The following is a 21,208-nucleotide window of genomic DNA, read 5'->3' as shown; positions in this document are numbered from 1 at the left end:
ATGATGCGAATTTCTAAGGCACGGAAAAATATCGTGGGTCGGGCGACACGTAAGCCATGACACTGCGATCCAGCAAACCTGCCGGTGCCACTTCCTTCAGATCGAAGGCCGATACCGTACGTGCGACATTGAATCGCCAGGTGAACGACTTCCCATCGATGACGAACTGCACAATGTCGCCGCCGACGACATTCACATGGCGGGTATCCGGTCGAATTTCGATGGTTTTCTCGGCCGTTGCGGCCGGGGCAGGGTCGCCGTAGAGATGGACATAACTTCGTTGGGCATACGGGGTTTGCAGAGCGGAAATACCCATCCCCAGCAAAACCGGTACTAGAGCACGGCGTATCGGCAGTATTTTCATTATCGACTCCAATATCTGCACAAAATTTGCGCATAGTTTCCAATTTGACAGCGAAATCGACAAGTTCACAGTGTAATATTCGCCGGCATGTAAAAAAATCCATTCCCAGGATGATGGAGAGAGACAGGAACCCGCCGGACGAAAGCTCGGCGGGTTTTTATTTGGACTTACCAGCGTGTTATTTGTGCAAGATATTTAAAAATCAAATATCTGATATCACTACAATAAACGTGATAAATATGGTGCGCTGCGATATATTCTCTCCTGTCTCCTCCAACTCCCTGTGAATTGGATTAGCCCGCAAGCCGAAAGGTCTGCGGGCTTTTTTTTGCCCACGGGGCCGGAGTCCGGGCGGCTTTTCAGCCTGCCGACGTTTGTGCTCCTCTCCCCGCCTTCCAGAACCAGTTCTGCCCAATTACATATTCCATGCCGGTGGCTGCCGCCAGCATCAGCGACCCGGTCACCAGAAGCTGGGTGGATGACAACATGCCGGCCAAGCCCCAGAACAGCAGCAGCGACGTCATGCGCAGCAGCCAGAGCACGCATTCACGGGCGACAATCCGATCCGATAACTTGCCGGCGATGTCGAGCGTACGCTGGTTGAGGACCTGTTCACTCGCCATCAGGAACGGACTTCCGGCTGCTTTCAGCACCGAATAGGCGATAAACAGCGCCGGCATCCAAGCGCTCGCGCCAAGCAGAAGGAACGCGCTGCCTACCACCAGGCAGGAACCGCCTAGCCATTGCGCCCGGTTGCGGACATCGCGGTTTTTCCGGGTGAAATAGAGTGCGATCCCGCCGACAAGGCTCGCTGCCGTCGCCACCCAGCCGAATTGGCTGGCCGAACCGAGCGCCTTGACCGCACCGGCCGAGGACAGCGCCTGGCCGACGCCGAACAGCCCGGATTCGAGGAAAAACAGCGGCAGGCAGGCGATGAACTGGGGCTGGCGCATCACTGCCAGCGGCCGGTCGATCGACACCGGGTCCGTATCCGGTATCCACCGGCACAGCAACAGCCCGCCGATGACGGACAGTGCACCGTACAAATCGTACACATGGCCGCTGTGGTCGGCGGCGCCGGTCAGCACGAGTGTGGCCGCCAGCGTGGCGCCGATGCCGAAGACGACCGTCAGCGCGCCGGAATGCGCGGCGTAGCTGTCGCGCTGGGTGTCGCTGAAGAGCGACATCTCCAGCCAGTGACGTGCGCTCCAGGTTAGGCCGATGAATGCGCCATATGCAATTGCCATCATGTCGGGAGAGCGATCCGACAACAGGATCAGCAGGCCGGGAGCGATGAAGCCGATGATGAACAGGCGTTTGCCGGTCAGTCGCAATCGTGGCCCGAGCGAGTACGCCAGTAGGGTTGCCGCCAGTGCGGCGGTCATCATGCCGGCAGTGAAGCGGAGCATCGCATCGACATCCTGCGCGCGCATGATGAAAAAACCGATGAACCCGCCGAGGGTAGAAATGGCGCCTTGCAGGGCGATCGAGGGAAGCAGCGCACGTTCGTTGGCAGGAATGGTCATGCAGTGGTGTCTGCCGCGAGAGACGGCATGCTGAAAATGAATTTGGAAAATCCGGATATGGCGCGTTAAGCCATGCCGGGCCGGCTTGCGGCGATTAAGACATGCCTATCGGAAAGATGGTTCCGCATGGCAAATAACGGGTTGGAGATGCCAGGGGAAGAAGGCTATCGCTCTGGCGCGTTGGGACGAAGCGGGAAGCCGGACGCCGGGTGCCGGGCGCAAAGTGGCACTGGATGCGCCTGCCGCATGGCCATGCGCATCCAGCAAATGAAAACCTAGTTGATGGCGGGTGCGCCGGTATTGGCGATCGGGGCGCCGAAGCGGTTGGTGTCGGTGCCAGGCTGTACCAGGAAATAAATGATGGCGATCCAGCCAAGAATCGGGATCAGGGCGATAAGCTGGAGCCAGCCGCTGCGATCGGTGTCATGCAGCCGGCGGGCGGCGGCGGAAATCGATGGAACCAGGGTCGCGAGGTAAAACACCGATCCCAGCATGTCGCTGATCATCGAAATCCCGAAGCCTGCAAGTACGATGAAAAGCGCAAACCACCAATACTCGGACCGCGACGCTCGGCCGTTGAAATTAGCGTAATTGGCAAAGCATGCCTTGATCGATTCCACGAATGTCATGTATAGCTCCCAGTGATATTTTTTATTCAAGAAATGTTGACGCTGCGCAAGGTTTTCCAGCCAGCGTCACCGAACATTACTCTTACTCAATACCAAAATCCAGCAATGCCGCATATTCGCCGGTCCGGGATGACGTGGGTATGCCGCCGGTAGCGGGATGCGCTACTCATTCACCGATGGAACACTTTTTGCGCACTAGCGGACCATTCCTGCCGTGATAGAGCCGGCTAACGCGCCGGCTGTAGTCATTCACAAGCCGAATCTGCCGTTCGACATAGAGAAATTACACAAAGCCATGAACCAGAGTGAAGCTTTTACAAAAGGCTACGATCCCGACCATCTTCTGGATGCGCTGATCGAAGCGATGCAACTGACCAATGACCGTGCGCTGGCGCGCAGACTCAACGTTGCCGAAGCTGTCGTACGCAATATTCGCCGCCGCAAGTTGCCGGTAACCGGGTCGATGCTGATGTGGATGCATGAGGCGACCGGCATCAGCATCGCCGAACTGCGCCGGCTGATGGGCGACCGGCGCACCAAATTCCGCCTGAGCAGCCTACGTTCGTCCGTTCATTCCTGATCCCCGTCGGTCAGCAGATGCAGCACATATTGACGGTAATCGACCGATGGAACCGTCGCCGACTTGCGTTGCCAAAATGAACATGCCTGCCATCCCCGGCGCTCTTGATCGCCTCCCGCCATGCTGAAGCCCGGAACGCCTGTCGATCTTCCCAAGCAGCAGGAGGCCACAGCAGCCTCCGCAGCGGCACCGTCGGCGGCCGAGCCGCAAAATCAGACACCCGGCCTGAACGCGGTCACGGCCGCGATCATGCTGCTGACCATCGCCGCACTCTACTTCGGCCGCGACATCTTCCTGCCCTTCGCGCTCGCCGTGCTGCTCAGCTTCATGCTCGCCCCGCCGGTCGCATGGCTGCGCCGCCTGCATCTGCCACGGGTAAGCGCGGTGCTGATCGTCGTCACGTCGGCGTTCGCGCTGATCTGCGGCCTGTCGGTGCTGGTCGCCAGCCAGGCGGTGAACATCGCCGAGAACCTGCCGACCTACCAGAAGACCATGCAGCAGAAAATCCGCTCGATCCGCGCCGCCGCGCCGGGCGGCGGCGCAATCGATCGCACCACCGAGGTTATCCAGGCGCTGGGCGAGGAATTGTCGAAGGACTCGACACCCGCGCCTTCCAGCAAGCCGCGCAAGGCCCAGGAGAAGGAGCCGATTCCGGTACGGGTCGAGCCGCAGGAACGGAACCCGCTCGACACCGTGCGGGAAATGGTCGCGCCGATGCTCGGGCCGATCGGTACCGCCGGCCTGGTGATCATCTTCATTTTCTTCGTGCTGCTCGAACCGAGCGATCTGCGCGACCGTTTCATCCGGCTCGCCGGCAGCGACCTGCACCGCACCACCGAAGCGTTGAGCGAAGCGGCGCGGCGCGTCAGCCGCTACCTGCTGATGCAGCTGATCATCAACGCCAGCTACGGCGTGCCGATCGGCATCGGCCTTTACCTGATCGGCGTACCCGGTGCCTTCCTGTGGGCGTTGCTGGCCACGCTGCTGCGCTTCGTGCCCTATCTCGGCCCGGTCATCGCCGCGCTGTTTCCGATCACGCTCGCTTTCGCGGTCGACCCGGGATGGGACATGCTGTTATGGACCGTTGCGCTGGTGGCCACGATGGAGCTGATCAGCAACAACATCATCGAGCCGTGGCTGTACGGGGCGAGCACCGGTCTGTCGCCGGTTGCGGTGATTCTCGCGGCGATCTTCTGGACGCTGCTCTGGGGGCCGATCGGGCTGATCCTCGCCACGCCGCTCACTGTTTGCCTGGTGGTGATGGGGCGCTATGTGCCGCAGCTGGCCTTTCTCGACGTGCTGCTCGGCAGCGATCCGGTACTGCTGCCTGAGCAGCGGCTGTACCAGCGTTTCCTTGCAGGCAATGTCGAAGAGGCGATCGAGATCGCCGAAGCACAGGTGGCCGAGGAATCGCTGCTGTCGTTCTACGACCAGGTTGGATTGCAGGCATTGCGGCTGGCCGAAGATGACGGCGAGCGCGGAGTATCGCTGCAGGACCGCATCAAGGTGGCCGACGGCGTGAGGGCGGTGGTGCGCGACCTGCGTGAACAGCTGGAAAGGGAGGAGCCGGAGCAGGATGCGCGGCAGCCGGCGAGCTGGTTCGATACGCCGGTGCTTTGCATCGCCGGCCGCGGCGAACTGGATACGGCAGCCGTGGCGATGCTGGCGCACGGCCTGGAAAACAGCGGCATCGGGGTGCGCTGTGCACCGCCGTCGGCAGTCACACTGGAAGCGATCGGCGAGCTCGATCTAAGCAATACGGAAGTGGTCTGCCTCTCCTATCTGATCGGCAAGCCGCATGCGTATGCGCGCTTCGTCTGCCGCCGTCTCAAGCGCCGCATGCCGCATCTCAAGATCCTGCTGTGCGCATGGAACCTGTCGCCGGACAACGGCACCCCCGAGCAGCTGAGGGCAAACGCCGGTGCCGATGCGGTTGCAGCCAGCCTGTCCGACGCGGTGCGGATGGTTACGGAAATGGTGACGCAGAAAGCGCCGGCGATGGTGCCGCCGCCGCTGCCGACGGAAGAAAAGGCGCGCCTCGATGCCCTGCAACGGAGCGGCGCACTCGACGCCCGCAAGGGTGCGCATCTCGACCGGATCGCGCGCAAGGTGGCGGATGCGTTCGACACGCCGATCGGACTGGTGTCGCTCATCGACGAAAGCTGCCAGCTGTGGAAAGGCGCGGTCGGCTTGCCGCCCGAGCTCGACAAGACTCGCCAAGGCACGCGCGACACATCAATCTGCGGCCACGTGGTCGCAGCCAACGCGCCGCTGGTGGTGGAAGATACCGCCCGCGATCCGCGCTTCGCCGACAACGCTTTCCTGCGCGAGCAAAACATCCGTTTCTATGCCGGCGTTCCCCTGCGCGCGGCATCCGGCCATGTGATCGGCTCGCTCTGCGTGATCGACCGGAAACCGCGCACCCTCAGCCCGCGCGAAGTCAAGCTGCTGCAGGTCATCGCGGACGAACTGATGGCGGAACTGGAAGCGAAAGCGGATGCGGCGTCGGCGGCTCCGGCTGAGGACGGGGGCACTGTGGAACCCCGGCTTCCCCCGGGGCACATTTCCGCCGCCGGCGCGTGAACGCGGAGCAGCTTCCGGCGAGAATCGCGGGGCTTACCGCGCGTAAAAGCAGGTTCAACGCTGCGCCCAGAACGCCGCCATCTGCCTGCGCATTGCCGCATCCGGCAGCACGCCCATGCCGGCCCGGCAATTATCGACCATATGCTTCGGACGCGACGTGCCGGGAATGGCGCAAGTCACGGCGGGATTGCCGAGCACGTACTTGAGCAGGATCTGCGCCCAGCTGTCGCATTCGATGTCCTTTGCCCATCCGGGCAATGGCGCGTTGGCAAGGTCGCGCAGCAGGCGGCCGCCACCGAACGGCTGGTTCACCAGCACCGCGATGCCGCGCTCCGCCGCCAGCGGCAGCAGCCGAGCTTCGGCTTCCTTTTCGGCAAGCGAATAATTGAGCTGGACGAAATCCAGTGCTTCGGCACGCATGATCGCTTCCAGTTCGTCGTAGGCGCTGGCGGTGTAGTGCGTGATGCCGAGATAGCGGATGCGCCCCTCCTGCTTCCAGCCGCGCAGGGTCTTCAGGTGCGTGCGCCAGTCGACCAGGTTATGGATCTGCATCAGCTCGATGCGCTCGTCCTGCAGCAGCTTCATCGATTCGCGCATCTGCCGGATGCCGGCGTCGCGTCCGCGTGTCCATACCTTGGTGGCGACAAAGGCCTTGTCATGCATGCCGGCCTGTTTCAGCAGATCGCCGACCACTGCTTCGGAGCGGCCGTACATGGGCGAACTGTCGATGACCGAGCCGCCCGCCTCGAACAGGATGCGCAGTACCTCGGCCAGCGGCGCACGTTCATCGCTGCCCGTGCCGACATCGAAGGTCTGCCAGGTGCCGCACCCGATCACCGGGAGCGCCTCGCCGCTGGAAGGGATGGGACGGGTATGCATGCGTGGCGTATTCATCGCGGCTCCTCGGGTTGCGGACAGTGCCCTGCCACCGAGGCCGGTGCCCAGCACGAACGTGCCGGCCACGGCGAGGCGGAGGAATTCGGCGCGCGTCATCGGCGCGCGCGGCGAAAGGTCTTTCATCGGTTATCTCCTCATTCGATAGTTTCCTGCGCTTTTCGCATCTCCATGCCCGCCGCCAGCCGTTTCGATAGCAGCACCCATAATGCCGTCAGCGGCAGAAACAGCAGCGCGATGCCGGTGAAGCCGACACCGATGCCGGTGAGGGCGGCGGAGATCCAGCCGCTGACCGCATCGCCGCCGCGATAGACGACGGTTTCGATGACGCTCTTGGCCTTGTATTTTGCTTCCCTGCTGACGACCGTGAACAGCACCTCTCGTCCCGGGCGCACGATGGCGTAATCCACCGAGCGGCGCAGCGTCTGCACCGCCACCAGCATGGCCAGCGTCGGCCACATGGCGATGCCGGCAAATGCGAGCATGCCGGCCAGCGGCAGCAGGGCCAGGGCGGTCGCCACGCCGGCATATTTCAGGAAGCGGCCGGTAATCAGAAGTTGCAGCAGGATGGTCAGGCTGGACACGCTGAAGTCGACGACGGCAAACAGCCGGGTGCGCTCGGCGGTATCGGACAGCGACGCGGAAACGATGCGCGCCTGCTCGAAATACAGCAGCGTGGATGCGAAGGTGTGCAGCAGCAGGAACAGCACGATGCCCAGCAGATAGCGGTCGCGCAGGATCAGCTTCACACCGCCGAACATGCCGCCGCCCAGGCGGACATCGGCGAGTGTCGAGTCCGGTGCGCCGCGTTGAACATCCGATCCGGGACTCGACCGCCAGCCTGCGGTGGCGGAGAGCAGGCCGCGAAAACATTGCACCGCGAGTTCGAACAGCACCGCCGCGATCAGCGTCAGCACCGCGACGCCGAACTGCACCGCCAGCAATGCGGCGATCGCCGGTCCGGCCAGTGCGCCGGCGGTACCGCCGGCGGCGATGAAGCCGAACAGCCGCCGTCCCTGCGCATTGCTGAAATTGTCCGCCAGCACGCTCCAGAAAATACTGACCACGAACAGGTTGAACACGCTGATCCAGACAAAGAACACCCGCGACACCGCCACCTCCTGGACACCGGTGGCAAACAGCACGCCGAAAGCGAGGATGTTCAGCGCGAAGAAGCGGTAGACCACCGGGACGAAACGGCGCGGCGGCCAACGCGCCGCGATTGCGCCGAACACCGGCACCAGTAACAGCATTGCCACGAAAGTGGCGGTAAACAGCCATTGCAGGCGATTCGCGCCGCCCACCAGTCCCATCGCATCGCGCAACGGCCGCAGCAGGTAATAGCCGCTAAGCAAGCAAAAGAAATACGCAAACCCCCACAGCATTGCCGCGATCTCGTGCCGCCCTGCGCCGGTGGCGCGCATCAGCAATTGATGCAGGCGGGGAATCGCGGGATCGGTGGAACCGGGATTGGACGGGGGAGGCATGTATGGAAGAGGAAGGCTTGAGCGGCTTTGGAAATTGCATTTATGACCGCATGCCGCCGGCGGAAATCCTGAAGTGATGATTTTCCCGTCTAGCTTTTTCGGCAACCATTGCATGCAAGGCTAGACAGTGGGTTAACGAACGGCAAAAAAACGGCTTGAACGCGGACAATAATGTGCTGCGGAAAGCCTTCGTCAAATATAATGCCGCACGGTCACAACAGCGCATCAAGCATGCTGCAACACCCACGATGACGATATTGCACATTACCGTCAAAGAGCTGGCGGTGGGCACATTGCTGATTGGCATCGGTGCATGCCATGCAGCCCAGACATCACAGCCGCTATACAAACCTGCCCAGCACCTTCCGGATCTGTCCGGCAGCAACGGCGCCCCACGGCACATCCACATCGATAAACACAGCGCGGGTATCGGCTATACGGAGCGTGACAAGAAGTGGGACGCCAAGCTCGATGCGCATCACCAGATCAATCCCTCCCTCAACGTCGATTACGGCGCCCTGCTGACCGGCAAGCTCGGGGCAGGCATGGCGCTGTCCCGTCGCGACAACCAGACCGAAGTGCTGGTCAATGGTGTGTATGCGTACAAGCACAATGTGCATTTGCATCTGTCCAGCGGACAGCTTTGGTCGTCGGCTGATCAATCCGGAGGCGCGGTCTCGCAAAGCAGCCTGTTGCTGGCCGCCCGCAAGGTATGGAGCCGCGACCGTCTTCTCAGCGATGTCGGACTTGCCACCTATAGCGTGGAAGCGGGTGGCGGAACTGCCGCGCCGTCCCGTCTTCCCGATCTCGGCATTGCGTCCGGCGGAAGCAATATGGAAGCAGGCGGCGGACGGCTCGACGGCTACAGCCTGCAGCTCGGTCTTCGTCCGGAGCCCGGATCGCGCATCGAACTGCAGCGCGACTTCGGTCATTTCACCCACCAGGTCAATCGCGTCATGCGCAGCGAGGCAACGACGTCGTCCAACCGGATCAGCTATGCGCGACAACTCGACAACTGCGTCCGCCTGCATACCGGCCTGCATAACAATGCCGATAGCGAACGCGTGGATCTAGGCGTGGCGATGCGCAACTGGCACCTCAACGTATCGCACTCGCAAACCGATGGCGGCAACAGCGACACCACTTTCCACGTCGGCTACTCGATTCCCCTTGCCGGCAAACAGCAGCCCGCGGGATGCAAGCGGCCGCCGGAAGGGCCGACCGGGATGGAGCCAATCGTCAGCGCCGCCGTACGCCGGCCGGCGCAACTGCCCCAGGCGCCGCTGGTCAGGCCGCCGGCCACGGAAAACACCGGGCCGCAGTAAATACGGTTGCCCCGACAGCATGGTCGGGCACGCAAAGCAACGGCGCGCGATTCACGCCGACGTCAGCGGCGCTCTCCGCACACCAGTTCCACCGTGGTTTTCAATTGGAAGGCCTGGGAGGGCGGATGATAGTCCCAGCGCTCGACGGTACATTGGCGCGGCACGGTCGTTCCGTCATAGCGGATCAGGTTGACCGAATTGCCGGCATCGTTGCGGATACGCGAAGACAGCGCGGTGCCCGCCTGGACCGCCCAGACGCGGCCCGGAAAATCCGCGAAGCGTTCGTGCAATGCGCTGACGAAGGGCCGATGGATATGGCCCCCGAGTATCAGGTCGGCGCCGGCGAGCGCCCAGCGCCGTATTGCCTCATCGCGGCCATGCAGCAGGTTTTCCTTGTCCTCGGCATGCGTCACGAATACCGGCTGATGCGTCACCACGATACGAAGCTGACCGGGCGGGGCCTGCTGCAGCCGGTCCGCAACCCGGCCGATCTGCGCCCCCGATACCTCGCCGTCGATATGCCGGTAGCGGCGCGTGGTCTTCACGCCGATCACCAGCAGCGCGTCATCGTCGAACACCGGCTCCAGATCGTCGCCGAACACGCGCCGGTAGCGGCCATAAGGCGTGAACAGCCGGGCTCCGATCTGGAACAACGGAATATCGTGGTTGCCCGGAATGACCAGCCGGGCGGGTACATCCAGCCGTTCGATGAACCGCCGCGCCGCGTCGAACTCGGCTTGCTGCGCGCGCTGCGTGATGTCGCCCGACAGGATCACCAGTCCCGGCCGATGCTCCTGCGCCAGACGCGCCAGCGCCTCGACCACCGGCTGCACCTCGGTGCCGAAATGCGGATCGGAGATATGGAGGACGACCGTCATGACGCGTCCTTGTTGTCGTCATCCGCGGGCGGATCGGGTTTCAGCAGGTAAAGCGGTTCCGGCCCGACGCGGAATTCGAGCGGTGCATCCAGCCAGCCGATCTCGCCGTCGGTCGCCACTTTCACACGGCGGATGCGGTACAGCCGCGATGGCCTTACCGTCAGCCGCCGCACGCCGAAGCTGACGACATGATCCGCATCCCCGAGCTGCCCGAGCGCGCCCCGCACCAGCAGCCACAGCAGGGCCAGCGTGCCGACCGGCTTCAGCACCACGGCGGCGAGCTGGCCTTCTTCCAGCGCTTCGGCCAGCGGGATCCCGGTCTGTTCCATCTGCAGGCGATTGTTGCCGACGAAGACGGTAGGCGTGCGCATCTGGGTCACTTTTCCATGCCGCTCCAGCGTCAGGCGCAGTTGGCGGTGGTGTTTCAGAATCGTCGCCACGCCTGACAGCAGGGCCACGAAACGACTGCGCCCGTACTGCTGCTTGTAGGCCTCGCGGTCTTCCAGCAGTTTCGGATACAAGCCGAGGCTGGCATTGACAAGGAACAGGTGCTGGTTCACCAGACCGACCTGCACCGGATGCGGGCGGGCGGTCAGGAGCAGGCGCGTCGCTTCCTCGGTGTCTTCCGGGATGTTGTGGGTGCGGGCGAAGTAATTGAAGGTGCCAAGCGGCAGCACGCCGAACGCGCAGCCGCTGCCAAGCACCGCGTTGGCGACGGCATTGATCGTACCGTCGCCGCCGCCCACTACCACCACGCCGCCACAGGCTTTCGCTTCCTGCACGGTGCGGCGGGCGATCTCCACGATCTGCTTCGGGTTCTCCAACAGGATTAGACGGTGCTCGCGCCCTGCTTCGGTAAGTATCCGGGTAATCGTTTCCAGTGTTTCCGCCCTGTCCTTGCGTCCCGAGCCGGCATTCATCACGATCAGCAGGGGTGCATTGGATACATCCGGAATAAATGACATTGTTTCCTCTGGGCGATTTTTGAAGAGCGGTGGGGGCTGGAAAGCGCCGACATTGCGGCGGTCCAGTATAGCTTGGGGGTTGCATTGGCAATTTGATCAAAGCCGACGAGAGGGTTTTGCCGTAAAAAAAAACGGAGCCCGTGTCCGTGGCTCCGTTTTTATTGCGGCAATCGACAGCCGATGCTTGCCGCCTCGACGCACGGCATGACTCGCCGGCAATTAGCCTAGCGCAACACCCCCGGCAGCAGCCGACCTGCTGCCTTCGACCGGCGCATTGCTCGCTCCGTGGTACGCAAACACCACCGAGGTCTTCACCGACGAACCGGTATTCCTGCCGGCCGCATGAAACAGGCCGCTGTGAAACAGCACCACGTCGCCCTTTTCGAGATCAAGCGGGATGCCCATGTCGAACAGCGCCTGGTTTTCCGCGACGTCCGGCCGCAGGAAATCCAGGTCGTCGAGCTGGCTGCGCCTGATGTCCAACCGGTGCGAACCCGGAATCACCTTCAGGCCGCCGTTGGTTTCGTGTTCCGGTCCGAGCGCCAGCCAGACGGAAATCAGATCGGGCTTGGTGAACGACCAGTAGCGGATATCGCGATGCCAGCCGGTGGCGGTGCCGAAATCCGGGTGCTTGGTCATCACGCAGTTATGGTGTGCCAGGGTCAGCGTCACCGGTTCATCGAAGATTTGCCGCAGCATCGCCACCAGCCGCTTGTCTTCCGCCCACAGGCGGAAACATTCATGCCGGTGGTAGGCGTCGCGCAGACGGCGCGCGGTTCTGCCGCCGGGCGCATCCAGTGACGCCGGCGCGCCCGCATAGCCGACCTCGGCCTCGTATTCCAGCGGTGGCACGGCGGCGCGCAGATGTTCCCGTGCGACTGACAGCATCAGGTCGCAGGCGACCGGCGTCACCAGGCCTTTCAGGATCAGGTAGCCGTCGTTGGCGAATTGTTCTGTCTGGGTATCGGAAAGTGCGTTATCCATGTTTTGAATGCGTTATCGTCATGCGCCGCCTCGATACGGACGGTATGCGGAGATTGTGAAAATCATAAGGTAGCGCAAAACAGGGTAATGCATATTCCGCCGGCATGGCTTATTGCCCGAACAATTTCTTCACCACGCCGCCAAGGCCTTCGGCCGCGCCGCCGATGCCGCGCGCCACGCCTTCCAGGCTGATGCCGAGCCCGCCGGCGACCGCCGCGCCGATGCGCCTGGACAGGCTTTCATTAAGCGAAAACCGCGGGTCGCTCAGATTGCCGTCGAGGACGAAATCGATCGAGATCCGGTCATTGCGATCCTTCAGCGCCGCCACCACCAGCTGGCGCGGCGCACCCATGAAGGTGCTCATCGAACCGCTGCCGTTTGCGAGTTCCAGGCCGATGAGCGTCACGGTGCCGGGTGCATGCAGGCGGTTGTTGCGTACCGTCGATTTGATGCTCAGGTCGAGCGTGCCGCGCCGCACGCCGGTTTCGGAGGCCTTGATGAGGTAGGGCTGGAAGGCGACCAGATCCACGCCCTGCAGCCGCGTCCTGATCTCGGAGTTAAGCGACGCCAGTTCCGCCCAGCCGTCGATCTTCAGCGTGCCGTGGCGCTGCACGCCCTTGACGGTGCCGTTGAGACGGATGCGCGTGCGTCCATCGAGGGCGGGAACGCGCAGGTCTTCCACCCCGGCCGTGAGGTCTTCCAGCCTGATGCGGTGCGCCGGTTGCCGTACCGTCGCATCGAAGAAGTCGAGCGCGCCATCCTTCAATTCAATCTTGCCGATGGTCACGGTCGGGCTGGCAGCGGTATTGGCGGCATCGGTAGCGGCCGGCCTGTCCAGCAGGCTCGGCAGCAGTTTCAGCTTGCCGTCGCGCGACCGCAGCGCCGACAGGTAGGCCCTGTCGATCGTGATGGACGGGATATGGATGCGGGCGGAAAACAGGCCGAGCAGATCGGGCTTGATCACGATCCGCCGTGCCCGCAGGGCATCCTGCGCGGGCCAGCCCTTGGGGCCACGGATACGAACGTCGAGGACTTCGATGGCGGACCAGCCGACGACGATCTCGCCCACCTCGCTGTCGGCGCCAAGCGCCTGTTCCACCTGGCTCCTGAGTTCCCTGGTGGCGAAGTGCAGGGCGGCGAACAGCACGCCGGCCAGTACGGCGACGGCGGTGAACAGGATGAAAGCGATACGTCGAATGCGTTTGAGGCGGGTACTCATGTGAAGCGGTGACAGGATTGCGTGGAGGTAACAACTGTATGCGAAAGCCTTCAGTGCCGCAATCCGAACCGCAGCCGGTACTCGCGCGGCGTCGCCTGCACCCAGCGCTTGAAGACCTTGCTGAAGGTGGCCGGATCCTCATAGCCGCAGCGCTGGGTGATTTCCTCCAGCGACAGGCGGGTCGATTCCAGCAATGCCTTGGCGCGCTCGACGCTGAGCTGCTGCGCGTAGCGCACCGGAGTCATGCCGGTCGCCTCCTGGAAGCGCCGCAGCAGCGTGCGCGTACTGGTGTGGCAATGTTCCGCCAGTTGCGCCATGGTCCACGGCTGCCCGAGCTGGCGGTTCAGCCAGCGCCGCGCGCGCTCCACCACCGCATGGCCGTGGTCCTGCATCATCGCGGCGGCGACATAGGGCGCCTGGCTGGAACGATTGCCGTCCACTACCAGCACCTTGGCGGCGGTCTGTCGCAAAGCCTCGCCGCCGAAGTGGCCCACCAGCCACAGCGACAGGTCGAGAAAGGACGTGACGCCCCCGGACGAGATGAACTGCCCGTCCTGCACCACCAGCTCTTCCGCATCGAGCCGCACCTGCGGGAACTGCTTGCGGAAGTAATTGCCGAGCCACCAGCTTGTCGTCGCGCGGTGCCCGTCGAGCAGGCCGGCATGCGCGACGAGGCAGGTGCTGGAACAGCTCGATGCGAGCAACCGGCCACTCTTCGCGAAATTGCGGATGGCTTGCTGCTCCGGCAGGAGTCGATCGATCAGTCCCGCCAGCTCCTGGGTATCGCGGTGGTCGATCCCGGGCAGGATAAGCGCGTCGAGGCGGGCGCCGTGCAGTGGCCGGGTGGCGAAGCGCAGGCCGCCGATGTCGGCCTCTTCGTCACGCGCGCTGAACCAGTCGGCCTGGAAGTGCAGGCGCTGCACGGCGGGGCGGTACTGCATCAGCGTGTTGGTGATCCGGAATACGTCCAGCGGCCCGACTGCGCTGCTGCGCAGGCAACCTGGGTAGACGAGTACGCCGATGCGGATGGTTTGCGGGGTGAGCGGCATGTTGTTTTGTGTGGGGAGCGCTTTTTTTGAGCGGGGCAAATGATTCGATCATCGCTCTTGGCGAATTACACCATGAACTTGGCTTTTTAGCCAATGGGCAATTTCCCCATCTCTCCCCATACTTCCTGCTATCGATATTCAAACAAGGAGGAAATAAATGGACAACCTGCCCGGCCTCGCCGCATTCGCCATTGCCCTGGTTGCCCTGTTCGCCAAGACAACGCTGACAAGCATGGTGCAGGTTATCAGTCGCCTGCGATCGGGACAATTTCCATTGCCGGAAGATGCGGCGCTGATGGGTCGCAAGCCCGCACAGGCAGAGGCGGCTTTACCGCAGCGCTGCGCAAATATCTGGCGCAATGATGTCGAAAACCTGCCGCTGTTTCTGGCACTGGCGCTTTCCTATGTACTGCTTGGCGCATCCCGCGAATCGGCGCAGCTTTTGTTCGGCGTGTATGTGGGAGTGCGGTATGCACACACGGTTGCTTACCTTGCGGGCAGACAGCCATGGCGTGCCGTGTTTTATCTTGCCGGCCTGGGTGTGTGCTGGGTGATCGCTTTCCGTATCGTCGGCCTGGTCGGCATCGTGTGACTTATTTACTTCGGGGGACAAAGAGCATGCGAACCACAGTCGGCACCATGCAATGGGCCGCGGTCACGAACGGCCTGTTGACCAACCGTGACCGCCAGCGGCTGCTGGCGCAAGCCATGCTCACCCGCGCCGCCGCGTTGCCGGACAGGCTGAAAAGCCGCCTCGGCATTGCCCCGAAAGCGCTGGCGCGGATCGACCTGGCATCGTTGCGGATACCCGATTCCGGCGTGGCAAGGCAGGCCGCCGGTGTGATGCGCGGATTGAGTCCGCCGTGGCTGGCCAACCACTGCATGCGCACCTACCTGTGGGGCGCGATCTGCGCGCAGGGACGGCGGATCCGTTTCGATGAAGAACTGCTGTTCGTCGCCAGCGCGCTGCATGACCTCGGGCTGACGCCGCGCCATGCCTGCGACACGCAATGCGCCGTCTGCTTCGCGGTGGAGGGCGCACGGGCGGCGGCACGCTTTGCACTCGACGCGGGCTGGCCGGACGAGCGCAGGCAACGATTATCGGAAGCGATTTCGCTGCACTTGAATGTCCGGGTCGGATTGCGGCACGGCGCCGAAGCACACCTGCTGCATGCCGGTGCGGCGATGGATCTGGTCGGCGCCGGCATCCGCCGGCTGCACCCCGACACCGTCGGCCAGGTCGTCCATGCCTATCCACGCCTCGGTTTCAAGGAAAACATCGTGACGGCGATGAAGGCGCAATCGCAGCGAAGTCCGCAGTCCCGGGCCGGCTTCCTGATGGGGCTGGGATTCGCCGGCATGATCCGTGGCGCGCCGCTGGCGGATTGAAGGGCAGGGGGCGCCCCCTGCCCCATGCCGCATTGCGCGATTTGTTACGGTGCCACAGGCCGTTTCATCTGGCAGGACGTCGGTTGTGCCGCGATGTAAGGTTCCAGTTTCACATCGGTCTTCCAGCCATACCCGGTGTTTTCCTGGTCGAACTTCACATCGCTGTTATTTGTCTTGACCCAGGTGGCGATGTACAGCGGCTGCTGGATTTGATGGTCCGCCTTGCGCATTTCGATGTCGCCGTTCAGCCCTTTTATTTTCATGCCTTCCAGTGCAAGTGCGACTTTGATCGGGTCGCCTGAATTCGTTTGCTTGATTGCCTTGGACAGCATGGAAACAATCGTATGCGTCTGCATGACGTAGAAGTCGTCGTTGTAGCGCTTCTTGAATTCTTCGACGATTTCCTTGCCGGCGTAGGATTCGTTGTTGACGTTCCATAGTCCCGCATATTTCACACGGTTCTCGCCGGCTGCTCCCATGGCGGTAGGCACGCCGGTCGTGCTGCCGTAGTAGGTATAGAAGTTCGCGGTCAGGCTGGCATCCTTGGCGGCCTTGACCAGCAAGGCCAGGTCCGATCCCCAATTCCCGGTAATGACGGTATCCGCGCCGGAAGCCTTGATCTTGGCGACGTAAGGCGCGAAGTCCTTGACCTGGGCAATCGGATGCAGATCGTCGCCGACGATCTGGATGTCCGGGCGTTTGCGCTTCAGCATTTCCTTGGCGGCCCTGGCAACCTGATGGCCATGTGCATAGTTCTGGCCGATGATGTAAACCTTCTTGATGTTCTGGTCTTTCGCCATCAGCCCGGTCATCGCTTCCATTTTCATGTCGGAATTGGCGTCGAAGCGGAAGTGCCAGAAACTGCACTTGCTGTTGGTGAGATCCGGATCGATCGCGGAGTGGTTCAAGAACACGACTTCCTTACCCGGATTGCGCTCGTTGTGCTTGTTGAGCGCGTCGATCAATGCCGCCGCCACCGCGGAGCTGTTGCCTTGCGCAATGTAACGGTAACCCTGGTCGATGGCCGCCTTGAGCTGGGTCAGCGATTCCTGCGGGCTGCCTTTGTTGTCGAAGGCGACGAATTCAATCGTGTGATTGCCGGCCCATTTCTGCTTGTTTGCCTGCTCGGCGATCATCTGATAGCTGTGCAGCTGGTTCTGGCCGATCGGTGCGAATGTCCCCGACATGGTCTCGATCAGCGCGACACGGATATTCTCGGCATGTGCAACCGGAGCTGAAAGTGCTCCGCCTAACGATACCGTAAGCACGAGGGTGCGGATTGCGGTGTTCATGGTCTCATCCTTGTAATTGTGCGGATTTCAATATTGGAATTCAGCCACGCTGGCTTTGGTATGCAACCCTTGCAGCGGCTGGTCGTCGTTATATCGGAGACGTCAACCTTCAGGCGGATAGCTGAATGTGATTCCTGTCGTTTCCCTGATCCTGTTTTGAGGATCATGTCGGTCGCACCGATGGGCAGCGCGTCGATAAACGTCACGGCACCCGGAGCTCACCACGTGGCAATCTTGTCTCGCGGGGCATCGTAAACCCTCACGTAAGGTAAGGGTCAAGTGTCCTGCGGGGATACAGATCGCTCCCTTCCGGGAAAAGTGGAGCAATTGTTCCGTCGGTAGGGACACTATAGAATCCCCAAAAAACCCGCTCAGCCAACCGCAGGACTGGAGGAATCGTGTTGTTGAAGGTCGGAGAACTCGCAAAGCGCACCGGGCTGACTGTCCGGGCGCTGCATCATTACGACAGCATAGGCCTGCTCAAGCCGTCAGGCCGGTCGGAATCGGGATACAGGCTTTACAACCAGAGTGACCTTGCGCGCCTGCATGGCATTCAAGCGCTGCAGCAGCTCGGCTTGCCGCTGGCAGACATCAGCCGCTTGTTCGAGGAGGATGCCGCCACGCTGCCGATGATCATTTCACGGCAGATTCAGATGCTGGACGAAGAAATGGCAAATACCGCGGATCTGCGCAACCGGCTGGCGCTGATACAGGACCGGATTACGTCCGGCATCAACAGCGGGATGGAGGAGTGGCTATCGACCCTGAACCTGATGGCGACCTTCCGCAAATACTTCAACATGGACGAGCTGCGGGGAATTTTCAGCCGGTGGAACCAGCTGCTCGCCGAGTGGCATCCGCTGATCGCCGACATCAGGAGCGCGATGAATCGGGATATGCCTGCTTCGTCGAACGAAGCGCAAATCCTCGCAAGGCGTTGGATCGAACTTTCCCTGCAATGGATGGAAGGGGATTTCGAACTGTTGAAACGATGGGGAAACATGCGCAACAACGAACCCAACGCGCACCTGAGCGAAAGTATTGACGCCGAACTGTTCGGGTACATCAACAAGGCCGTCCATCTGCGGCTGGAAGCGTTTCATCGCCATCTCGAGCCTTCCCAGATCAGCCGTTTCAACATTGTGCCGGAACAGGAATGGACCCGCATTGGAGTTTCCGCCGAACGGCTGATCCGGCGGGGTGTTGCGGCGGAGAGCGATCAAGCCATGCGTCTGGCAAACCGCTGGAGCAAGCTCATTGATCGGCTCACCGACAACGACCCGCAAATCAGGGAGCGACTTCTGGCTGCAATAGAAAACGAGCCGGTACTCCAGGTCGCCATGACCGTCAGCCGCGAGGCGCAGGACTACATTCGTGAAGCGCATCTCGCGGCGCAATCATCGAAGCGCAAGGCGGGTGCAGTACCGGCGATCAAGCCATCAAGAAGATCCGCCGGATAGCCGGCCGAGCGGAAGGATGGCTGTGAAGGAGCGGCGGATCGCCCGGCATTCCGCACAGCCGGCAATACATCTCATTGCCAGCCTGTCGGCTAACGTCGCAGCATGTCCTGTATTTCATTGGCCATGATCTTGTGCACCCGCGTCGTCTTGTGCGCACCGTCCCAATTGATATAGGTGCTGGCAACGGGTTGCCCTGATCCGTAGGCGTCCGACGCGCATGCCGGCACGTTCACGCACAAGGTCTTCGGGTCGGAAAATCCGTATTTCGACGGATTGGTCATCATGTCGGCGATCCTTGCATAAGCGTCGTAGACGACGATATCCAGACCTGTCTTCGCCTGCACGCGCTTGATGGTCTCGCGCAGCGAGGCATTCAGGTCGACGCCGTTCAGGTCATTGTCGGTGCCGATCACGTCGCGCGGGGTGCGTGTGGAAAACACCACGCGCTTCGCACCGAGTGCATGCAGTCGCAGCAACGCCCTTTCCACATTGCTGCTGGCGGTGTCGATGCGCCTGGCCAGGTCGGCCTTGTCCTGCCGCTGGGCGCCGAAGATGTCGTTGGAGCCCGCCCAGAGCACCACGATGTCCGACGGGCCCAGCTTCCCGCCGGCCTTGGTGAATTCCGCCAATTGCCAGCTCACGCCGGTCGTGGCCACGTTGGTGTACTTGGGTACGATGCGCGGGACGATATTCGATTCGCCCGTGGTCGCTCCGCTTACCGCATAGTTTTCCAGCTTCGCGTTCATGCTCTCGGAAAGATATTCCACGACGACCGGACCATTGGAGTCGCGGCCTTTCCACCTGGGGGCGGCCGGAAATTCGCTGGACGTCATGCGATACAGATTCCCGTTATCGACATTGCTGTCGCCGAATACGACGATGCGCTCGGCGCTGCCTGTCCCGGCGGCTTGCCGCGGCGACGTCGAGCATCCGGCAAATACGGCAAGCGCCGCTGCGAGTGTGGTGAATTTAAATACAAGGCGCCTGTTTTTTTGATGCATGTTTTCTCCCTTAGGTTTATTGGATTATTGCGCTGCGTATTCGGCTTGCTCAGAATTGCGTCGCCGCCGTCCTGAGGTTGCCAGGCGAAAGCGTAGCGACCCACTTCTGGAAGGACTCGCTATCCTGCTGCTGCCATAAGCGCGCGAGATGGGTCGCGGCAGTCGTTTGCATATCGGGGTCACTCATGGACGGCAGGATCTTCGCCACCTCCTGCGGTCTGACGTACGACCATCGATAGACGAGGTTCATCGCCGCTTCGGAATACAGCGGATCATTACTGTATTGATTCAGCCAGTTCCACGCCGCACCCAGGTCATCCTGGCTTTTCGTGACGGCGATTTCGCTCATCAGGCTTTTTTTGATTTCCGCATCGGACGCGCGGTTCATGTAGTCGATCGCTTTGCTCATGTCCTGCGCGGCCAGAGTGCTGCTGACTTCGTTGAGCACCTGAGACGGCGAGGCGTCGGGCTTGTCCCGGATGATTTCGCCGACCCAGCGGTAAGCCTGGTCGGGATCCTGTTTGCCATAGGTAGCCGCCACCTGCTGGATCAGCGCAACCGGCGCCTCGCCCTTCATCGACGCCACGACCTTGGCAGCGAGCCCGACATCCGCACGGAGCAGTTCGGGCACGACGGCGGCGGTCAGCGCGCCATTCTCATCCAGCGAGGGATTCTGCCGGATCCAGTCGAGCGCTTCGGCGGGGCGTTTCTCCGCCAGCGCGCCGAGGCTGGCGGCGAGGATCGCGCCGGTGTCCTTTCCAAGCAGGGTTGCATAACGCTGAAACTTGTCGGGCTGCTGTTCCGCGAGGACCGCAATCGCCGTCGCCGTCAGGTGCTGGCGGTCTTCCTGCGGAATCTGGTCGATGTGCGCAAGCGCCTCTTCCGGCGCCTGGAGCACCCAGCGGATGAAAGCGCCGCGCATGGCTGCCTGGCGCGGTTCGCCCGGTTCCTGGGACATCGCGGTCCGGAATGCGGCTTGCAGTTCGGGCGCGGATACGACGGCCGAGCCGCTGCGCATGATAGACATCAACTCGTTGAACGCCATGTTCCGTCCGGCTCCGCCGCCGGGCGCCATGGCCTGGGCGCCGGGCTGCTGACCTTGAGCGGATTCCGTCGTCCGGGCTTTCCCGGCCGGTTCGTCGTCGCCTTCCACATGCTGATAGAGCTGAATGCCGATGCCGATCCCAAGTACCGGCGCAAGCAGGAAAGGAAGCAATATTCCGAACTTCATGCGGTTATCTCCGGGGCTGTGCTGTTGCAAGCCCGCCAAAAACGACTGCGCGGACTGCCTTTCGGCAGCCCGCAAAAGTGAGGAACAGGACGAAGCGCGGCAGATGCACCCCATGTACCACCGGCACAGCGCTTCGCCGGGGCTTCATCAATACGGGCAGGTCTCCCGGTATTCCGAGATCGCGGTCAGCGAGAGATCGGATTGATGCGGTGTTCCGCACAGGTAAGGACTGTAGCGGGTATCGTTGTCGATGAAGCGCTTCATCCACGACACGCCGTACTTGCCGATCAGCCCGGCATTGCTGTTGCCGCTATTGGCGCAGCTGTGGCTGCCGTTGTTGATTTCCAGATAC

General features: G+C 62.0%; 19 protein-coding genes and 1 pseudogene. 6 read left to right on the top strand and 14 right to left on the bottom strand.

Annotated elements, in window-relative coordinates; genetic code table 11:
• Window positions 1–13: 13 nt before the first annotated feature.
• The 3 genes from VGU61_RS10875 to VGU61_RS10865 form a co-directional block, all read right to left on the bottom strand.
• Window positions 14–364, bottom strand: a complete 351-nt coding sequence (locus VGU61_RS10875) for a CzcE family metal-binding protein (RefSeq protein ID WP_326859144.1) — start codon at window positions 362–364, stop codon at window positions 14–16.
• A 359-nt stretch (window positions 365–723) separates the two neighbouring features.
• Complete coding sequence (locus tag VGU61_RS10870; RefSeq protein ID WP_326859143.1) at window positions 724–1,890, bottom strand: hypothetical protein; 1,167 nt, start codon at window positions 1,888–1,890, stop codon at window positions 724–726.
• 275 nt (window positions 1,891–2,165) lie between these two features.
• Window positions 2,166–2,519 (bottom strand): DUF805 domain-containing protein, encoded by a 354-nt coding sequence (locus VGU61_RS10865; protein WP_326859142.1) that lies wholly within the window; start codon window positions 2,517–2,519, stop codon window positions 2,166–2,168.
• A 295-nt stretch (window positions 2,520–2,814) separates the two neighbouring features.
• Between VGU61_RS10865 and VGU61_RS10860 the strand changes: the two genes are divergently transcribed.
• Window positions 2,815–3,099, top strand: coding sequence for a hypothetical protein (locus tag VGU61_RS10860; protein ID WP_326859141.1), 285 nt, complete (start codon window positions 2,815–2,817; stop codon window positions 3,097–3,099).
• A gap of 120 nt (window positions 3,100–3,219) precedes the next feature.
• Complete coding sequence (locus VGU61_RS10855) at window positions 3,220–5,682, top strand: AI-2E family transporter (RefSeq protein WP_326859140.1); 2,463 nt, start codon at window positions 3,220–3,222, stop codon at window positions 5,680–5,682.
• Between the two features lie 54 nt (window positions 5,683–5,736).
• Here VGU61_RS10855 and VGU61_RS10850 read toward each other — a convergent pair whose 3' ends face one another.
• Window positions 5,737–6,702 (bottom strand): aldo/keto reductase, encoded by a 966-nt coding sequence (locus VGU61_RS10850; protein ID WP_326859139.1) that lies wholly within the window; start codon window positions 6,700–6,702, stop codon window positions 5,737–5,739.
• 11 nt (window positions 6,703–6,713) lie between these two features.
• A complete protein-coding gene (locus tag VGU61_RS10845; protein ID WP_326859138.1) occupies window positions 6,714–8,063 on the bottom strand; it encodes an MFS transporter in 1,350 nt (449 codons plus the stop codon).
• A 248-nt stretch (window positions 8,064–8,311) separates the two neighbouring features.
• On the opposite strand from VGU61_RS10845, the gene VGU61_RS10840 reads away from it, so the two are divergent.
• A complete protein-coding gene (locus tag VGU61_RS10840) occupies window positions 8,312–9,388 on the top strand; it encodes a hypothetical protein (protein ID WP_326859137.1) in 1,077 nt (358 codons plus the stop codon).
• 62 nt (window positions 9,389–9,450) lie between these two features.
• Here VGU61_RS10840 and VGU61_RS10835 read toward each other — a convergent pair whose 3' ends face one another.
• From VGU61_RS10835 to VGU61_RS10815, 5 genes are all read right to left on the bottom strand, one after another.
• Window positions 9,451–10,266, bottom strand: a complete 816-nt coding sequence (locus VGU61_RS10835) for a metallophosphoesterase (protein ID WP_326859136.1) — start codon at window positions 10,264–10,266, stop codon at window positions 9,451–9,453.
• Window positions 10,263–11,231 carry a diacylglycerol/lipid kinase family protein gene (locus VGU61_RS10830; RefSeq protein WP_326859135.1) on the bottom strand — a complete coding sequence of 323 codons (969 nt, stop codon included), beginning with the start codon at window positions 11,229–11,231 and terminating at the stop codon, window positions 10,263–10,265. Before VGU61_RS10830 ends, VGU61_RS10835 begins: the two co-directional genes overlap by 4 nt.
• A gap of 219 nt (window positions 11,232–11,450) precedes the next feature.
• Window positions 11,451–12,215 carry a phytanoyl-CoA dioxygenase family protein gene (locus VGU61_RS10825; RefSeq protein ID WP_326859134.1) on the bottom strand — a complete coding sequence of 255 codons (765 nt, stop codon included), beginning with the start codon at window positions 12,213–12,215 and terminating at the stop codon, window positions 11,451–11,453.
• A 109-nt stretch (window positions 12,216–12,324) separates the two neighbouring features.
• Entirely contained in the window at window positions 12,325–13,434 is a 1,110-nt protein-coding gene (locus tag VGU61_RS10820) for a DUF748 domain-containing protein (RefSeq protein WP_326859133.1), read from the bottom strand.
• A gap of 50 nt (window positions 13,435–13,484) precedes the next feature.
• The gene (locus tag VGU61_RS10815; protein WP_326859132.1) at window positions 13,485–14,483 is read right to left on the bottom strand and encodes a GlxA family transcriptional regulator; all 999 of its coding nucleotides are present in this window, start codon (window positions 14,481–14,483) and stop codon (window positions 13,485–13,487) included.
• Window positions 14,484–14,640: 157 nt separating this feature from the next.
• On the opposite strand from VGU61_RS10815, the gene VGU61_RS10810 reads away from it, so the two are divergent.
• On the top strand, window positions 14,641–15,075 hold the full coding sequence (locus tag VGU61_RS10810; RefSeq protein WP_326859131.1) for an MAPEG family protein: 435 nt from the start codon (window positions 14,641–14,643) through the stop codon (window positions 15,073–15,075).
• Between the two features lie 26 nt (window positions 15,076–15,101).
• The gene (locus VGU61_RS10805; protein WP_326859130.1) at window positions 15,102–15,872 is read left to right on the top strand and encodes a hypothetical protein; all 771 of its coding nucleotides are present in this window, start codon (window positions 15,102–15,104) and stop codon (window positions 15,870–15,872) included.
• Window positions 15,873–15,916: 44 nt separating this feature from the next.
• Here VGU61_RS10805 and VGU61_RS10800 read toward each other — a convergent pair whose 3' ends face one another.
• Window positions 15,917–17,164 carry a branched-chain amino acid ABC transporter substrate-binding protein gene (locus VGU61_RS10800; RefSeq protein ID WP_326859129.1) on the bottom strand — a complete coding sequence of 416 codons (1,248 nt, stop codon included), beginning with the start codon at window positions 17,162–17,164 and terminating at the stop codon, window positions 15,917–15,919.
• A gap of 398 nt (window positions 17,165–17,562) precedes the next feature.
• Here VGU61_RS10800 and VGU61_RS10795 point away from each other — a divergent pair, with 398 nt between their 5' ends.
• The gene (locus tag VGU61_RS10795; protein WP_326859128.1) at window positions 17,563–18,624 is read left to right on the top strand and encodes a MerR family transcriptional regulator; all 1,062 of its coding nucleotides are present in this window, start codon (window positions 17,563–17,565) and stop codon (window positions 18,622–18,624) included.
• 89 nt (window positions 18,625–18,713) lie between these two features.
• Here VGU61_RS10795 and VGU61_RS10790 read toward each other — a convergent pair whose 3' ends face one another.
• The 3 genes and pseudogenes from VGU61_RS10790 to VGU61_RS10780 form a co-directional block, all read right to left on the bottom strand.
• The gene (locus VGU61_RS10790; RefSeq protein WP_326859127.1) at window positions 18,714–19,625 is read right to left on the bottom strand and encodes an SGNH/GDSL hydrolase family protein; all 912 of its coding nucleotides are present in this window, start codon (window positions 19,623–19,625) and stop codon (window positions 18,714–18,716) included.
• Window positions 19,626–19,674: 49 nt separating this feature from the next.
• Entirely contained in the window at window positions 19,675–20,856 is a 1,182-nt protein-coding gene (locus tag VGU61_RS10785; RefSeq protein WP_326859126.1) for a hypothetical protein, read from the bottom strand.
• A 147-nt stretch (window positions 20,857–21,003) separates the two neighbouring features.
• Window positions 21,004–21,208 (bottom strand): annotated as a pseudogene (locus VGU61_RS10780) (alpha/beta hydrolase); the annotation flags it as partial.

The organism is Noviherbaspirillum sp., from assembly GCF_035944575.1.
In the GTDB taxonomy this organism is placed as follows: Bacteria; Pseudomonadota; Gammaproteobacteria; order Burkholderiales; family Burkholderiaceae_D; genus Noviherbaspirillum.
This window is presented reverse-complemented; position numbering and strand designations above follow the sequence as displayed.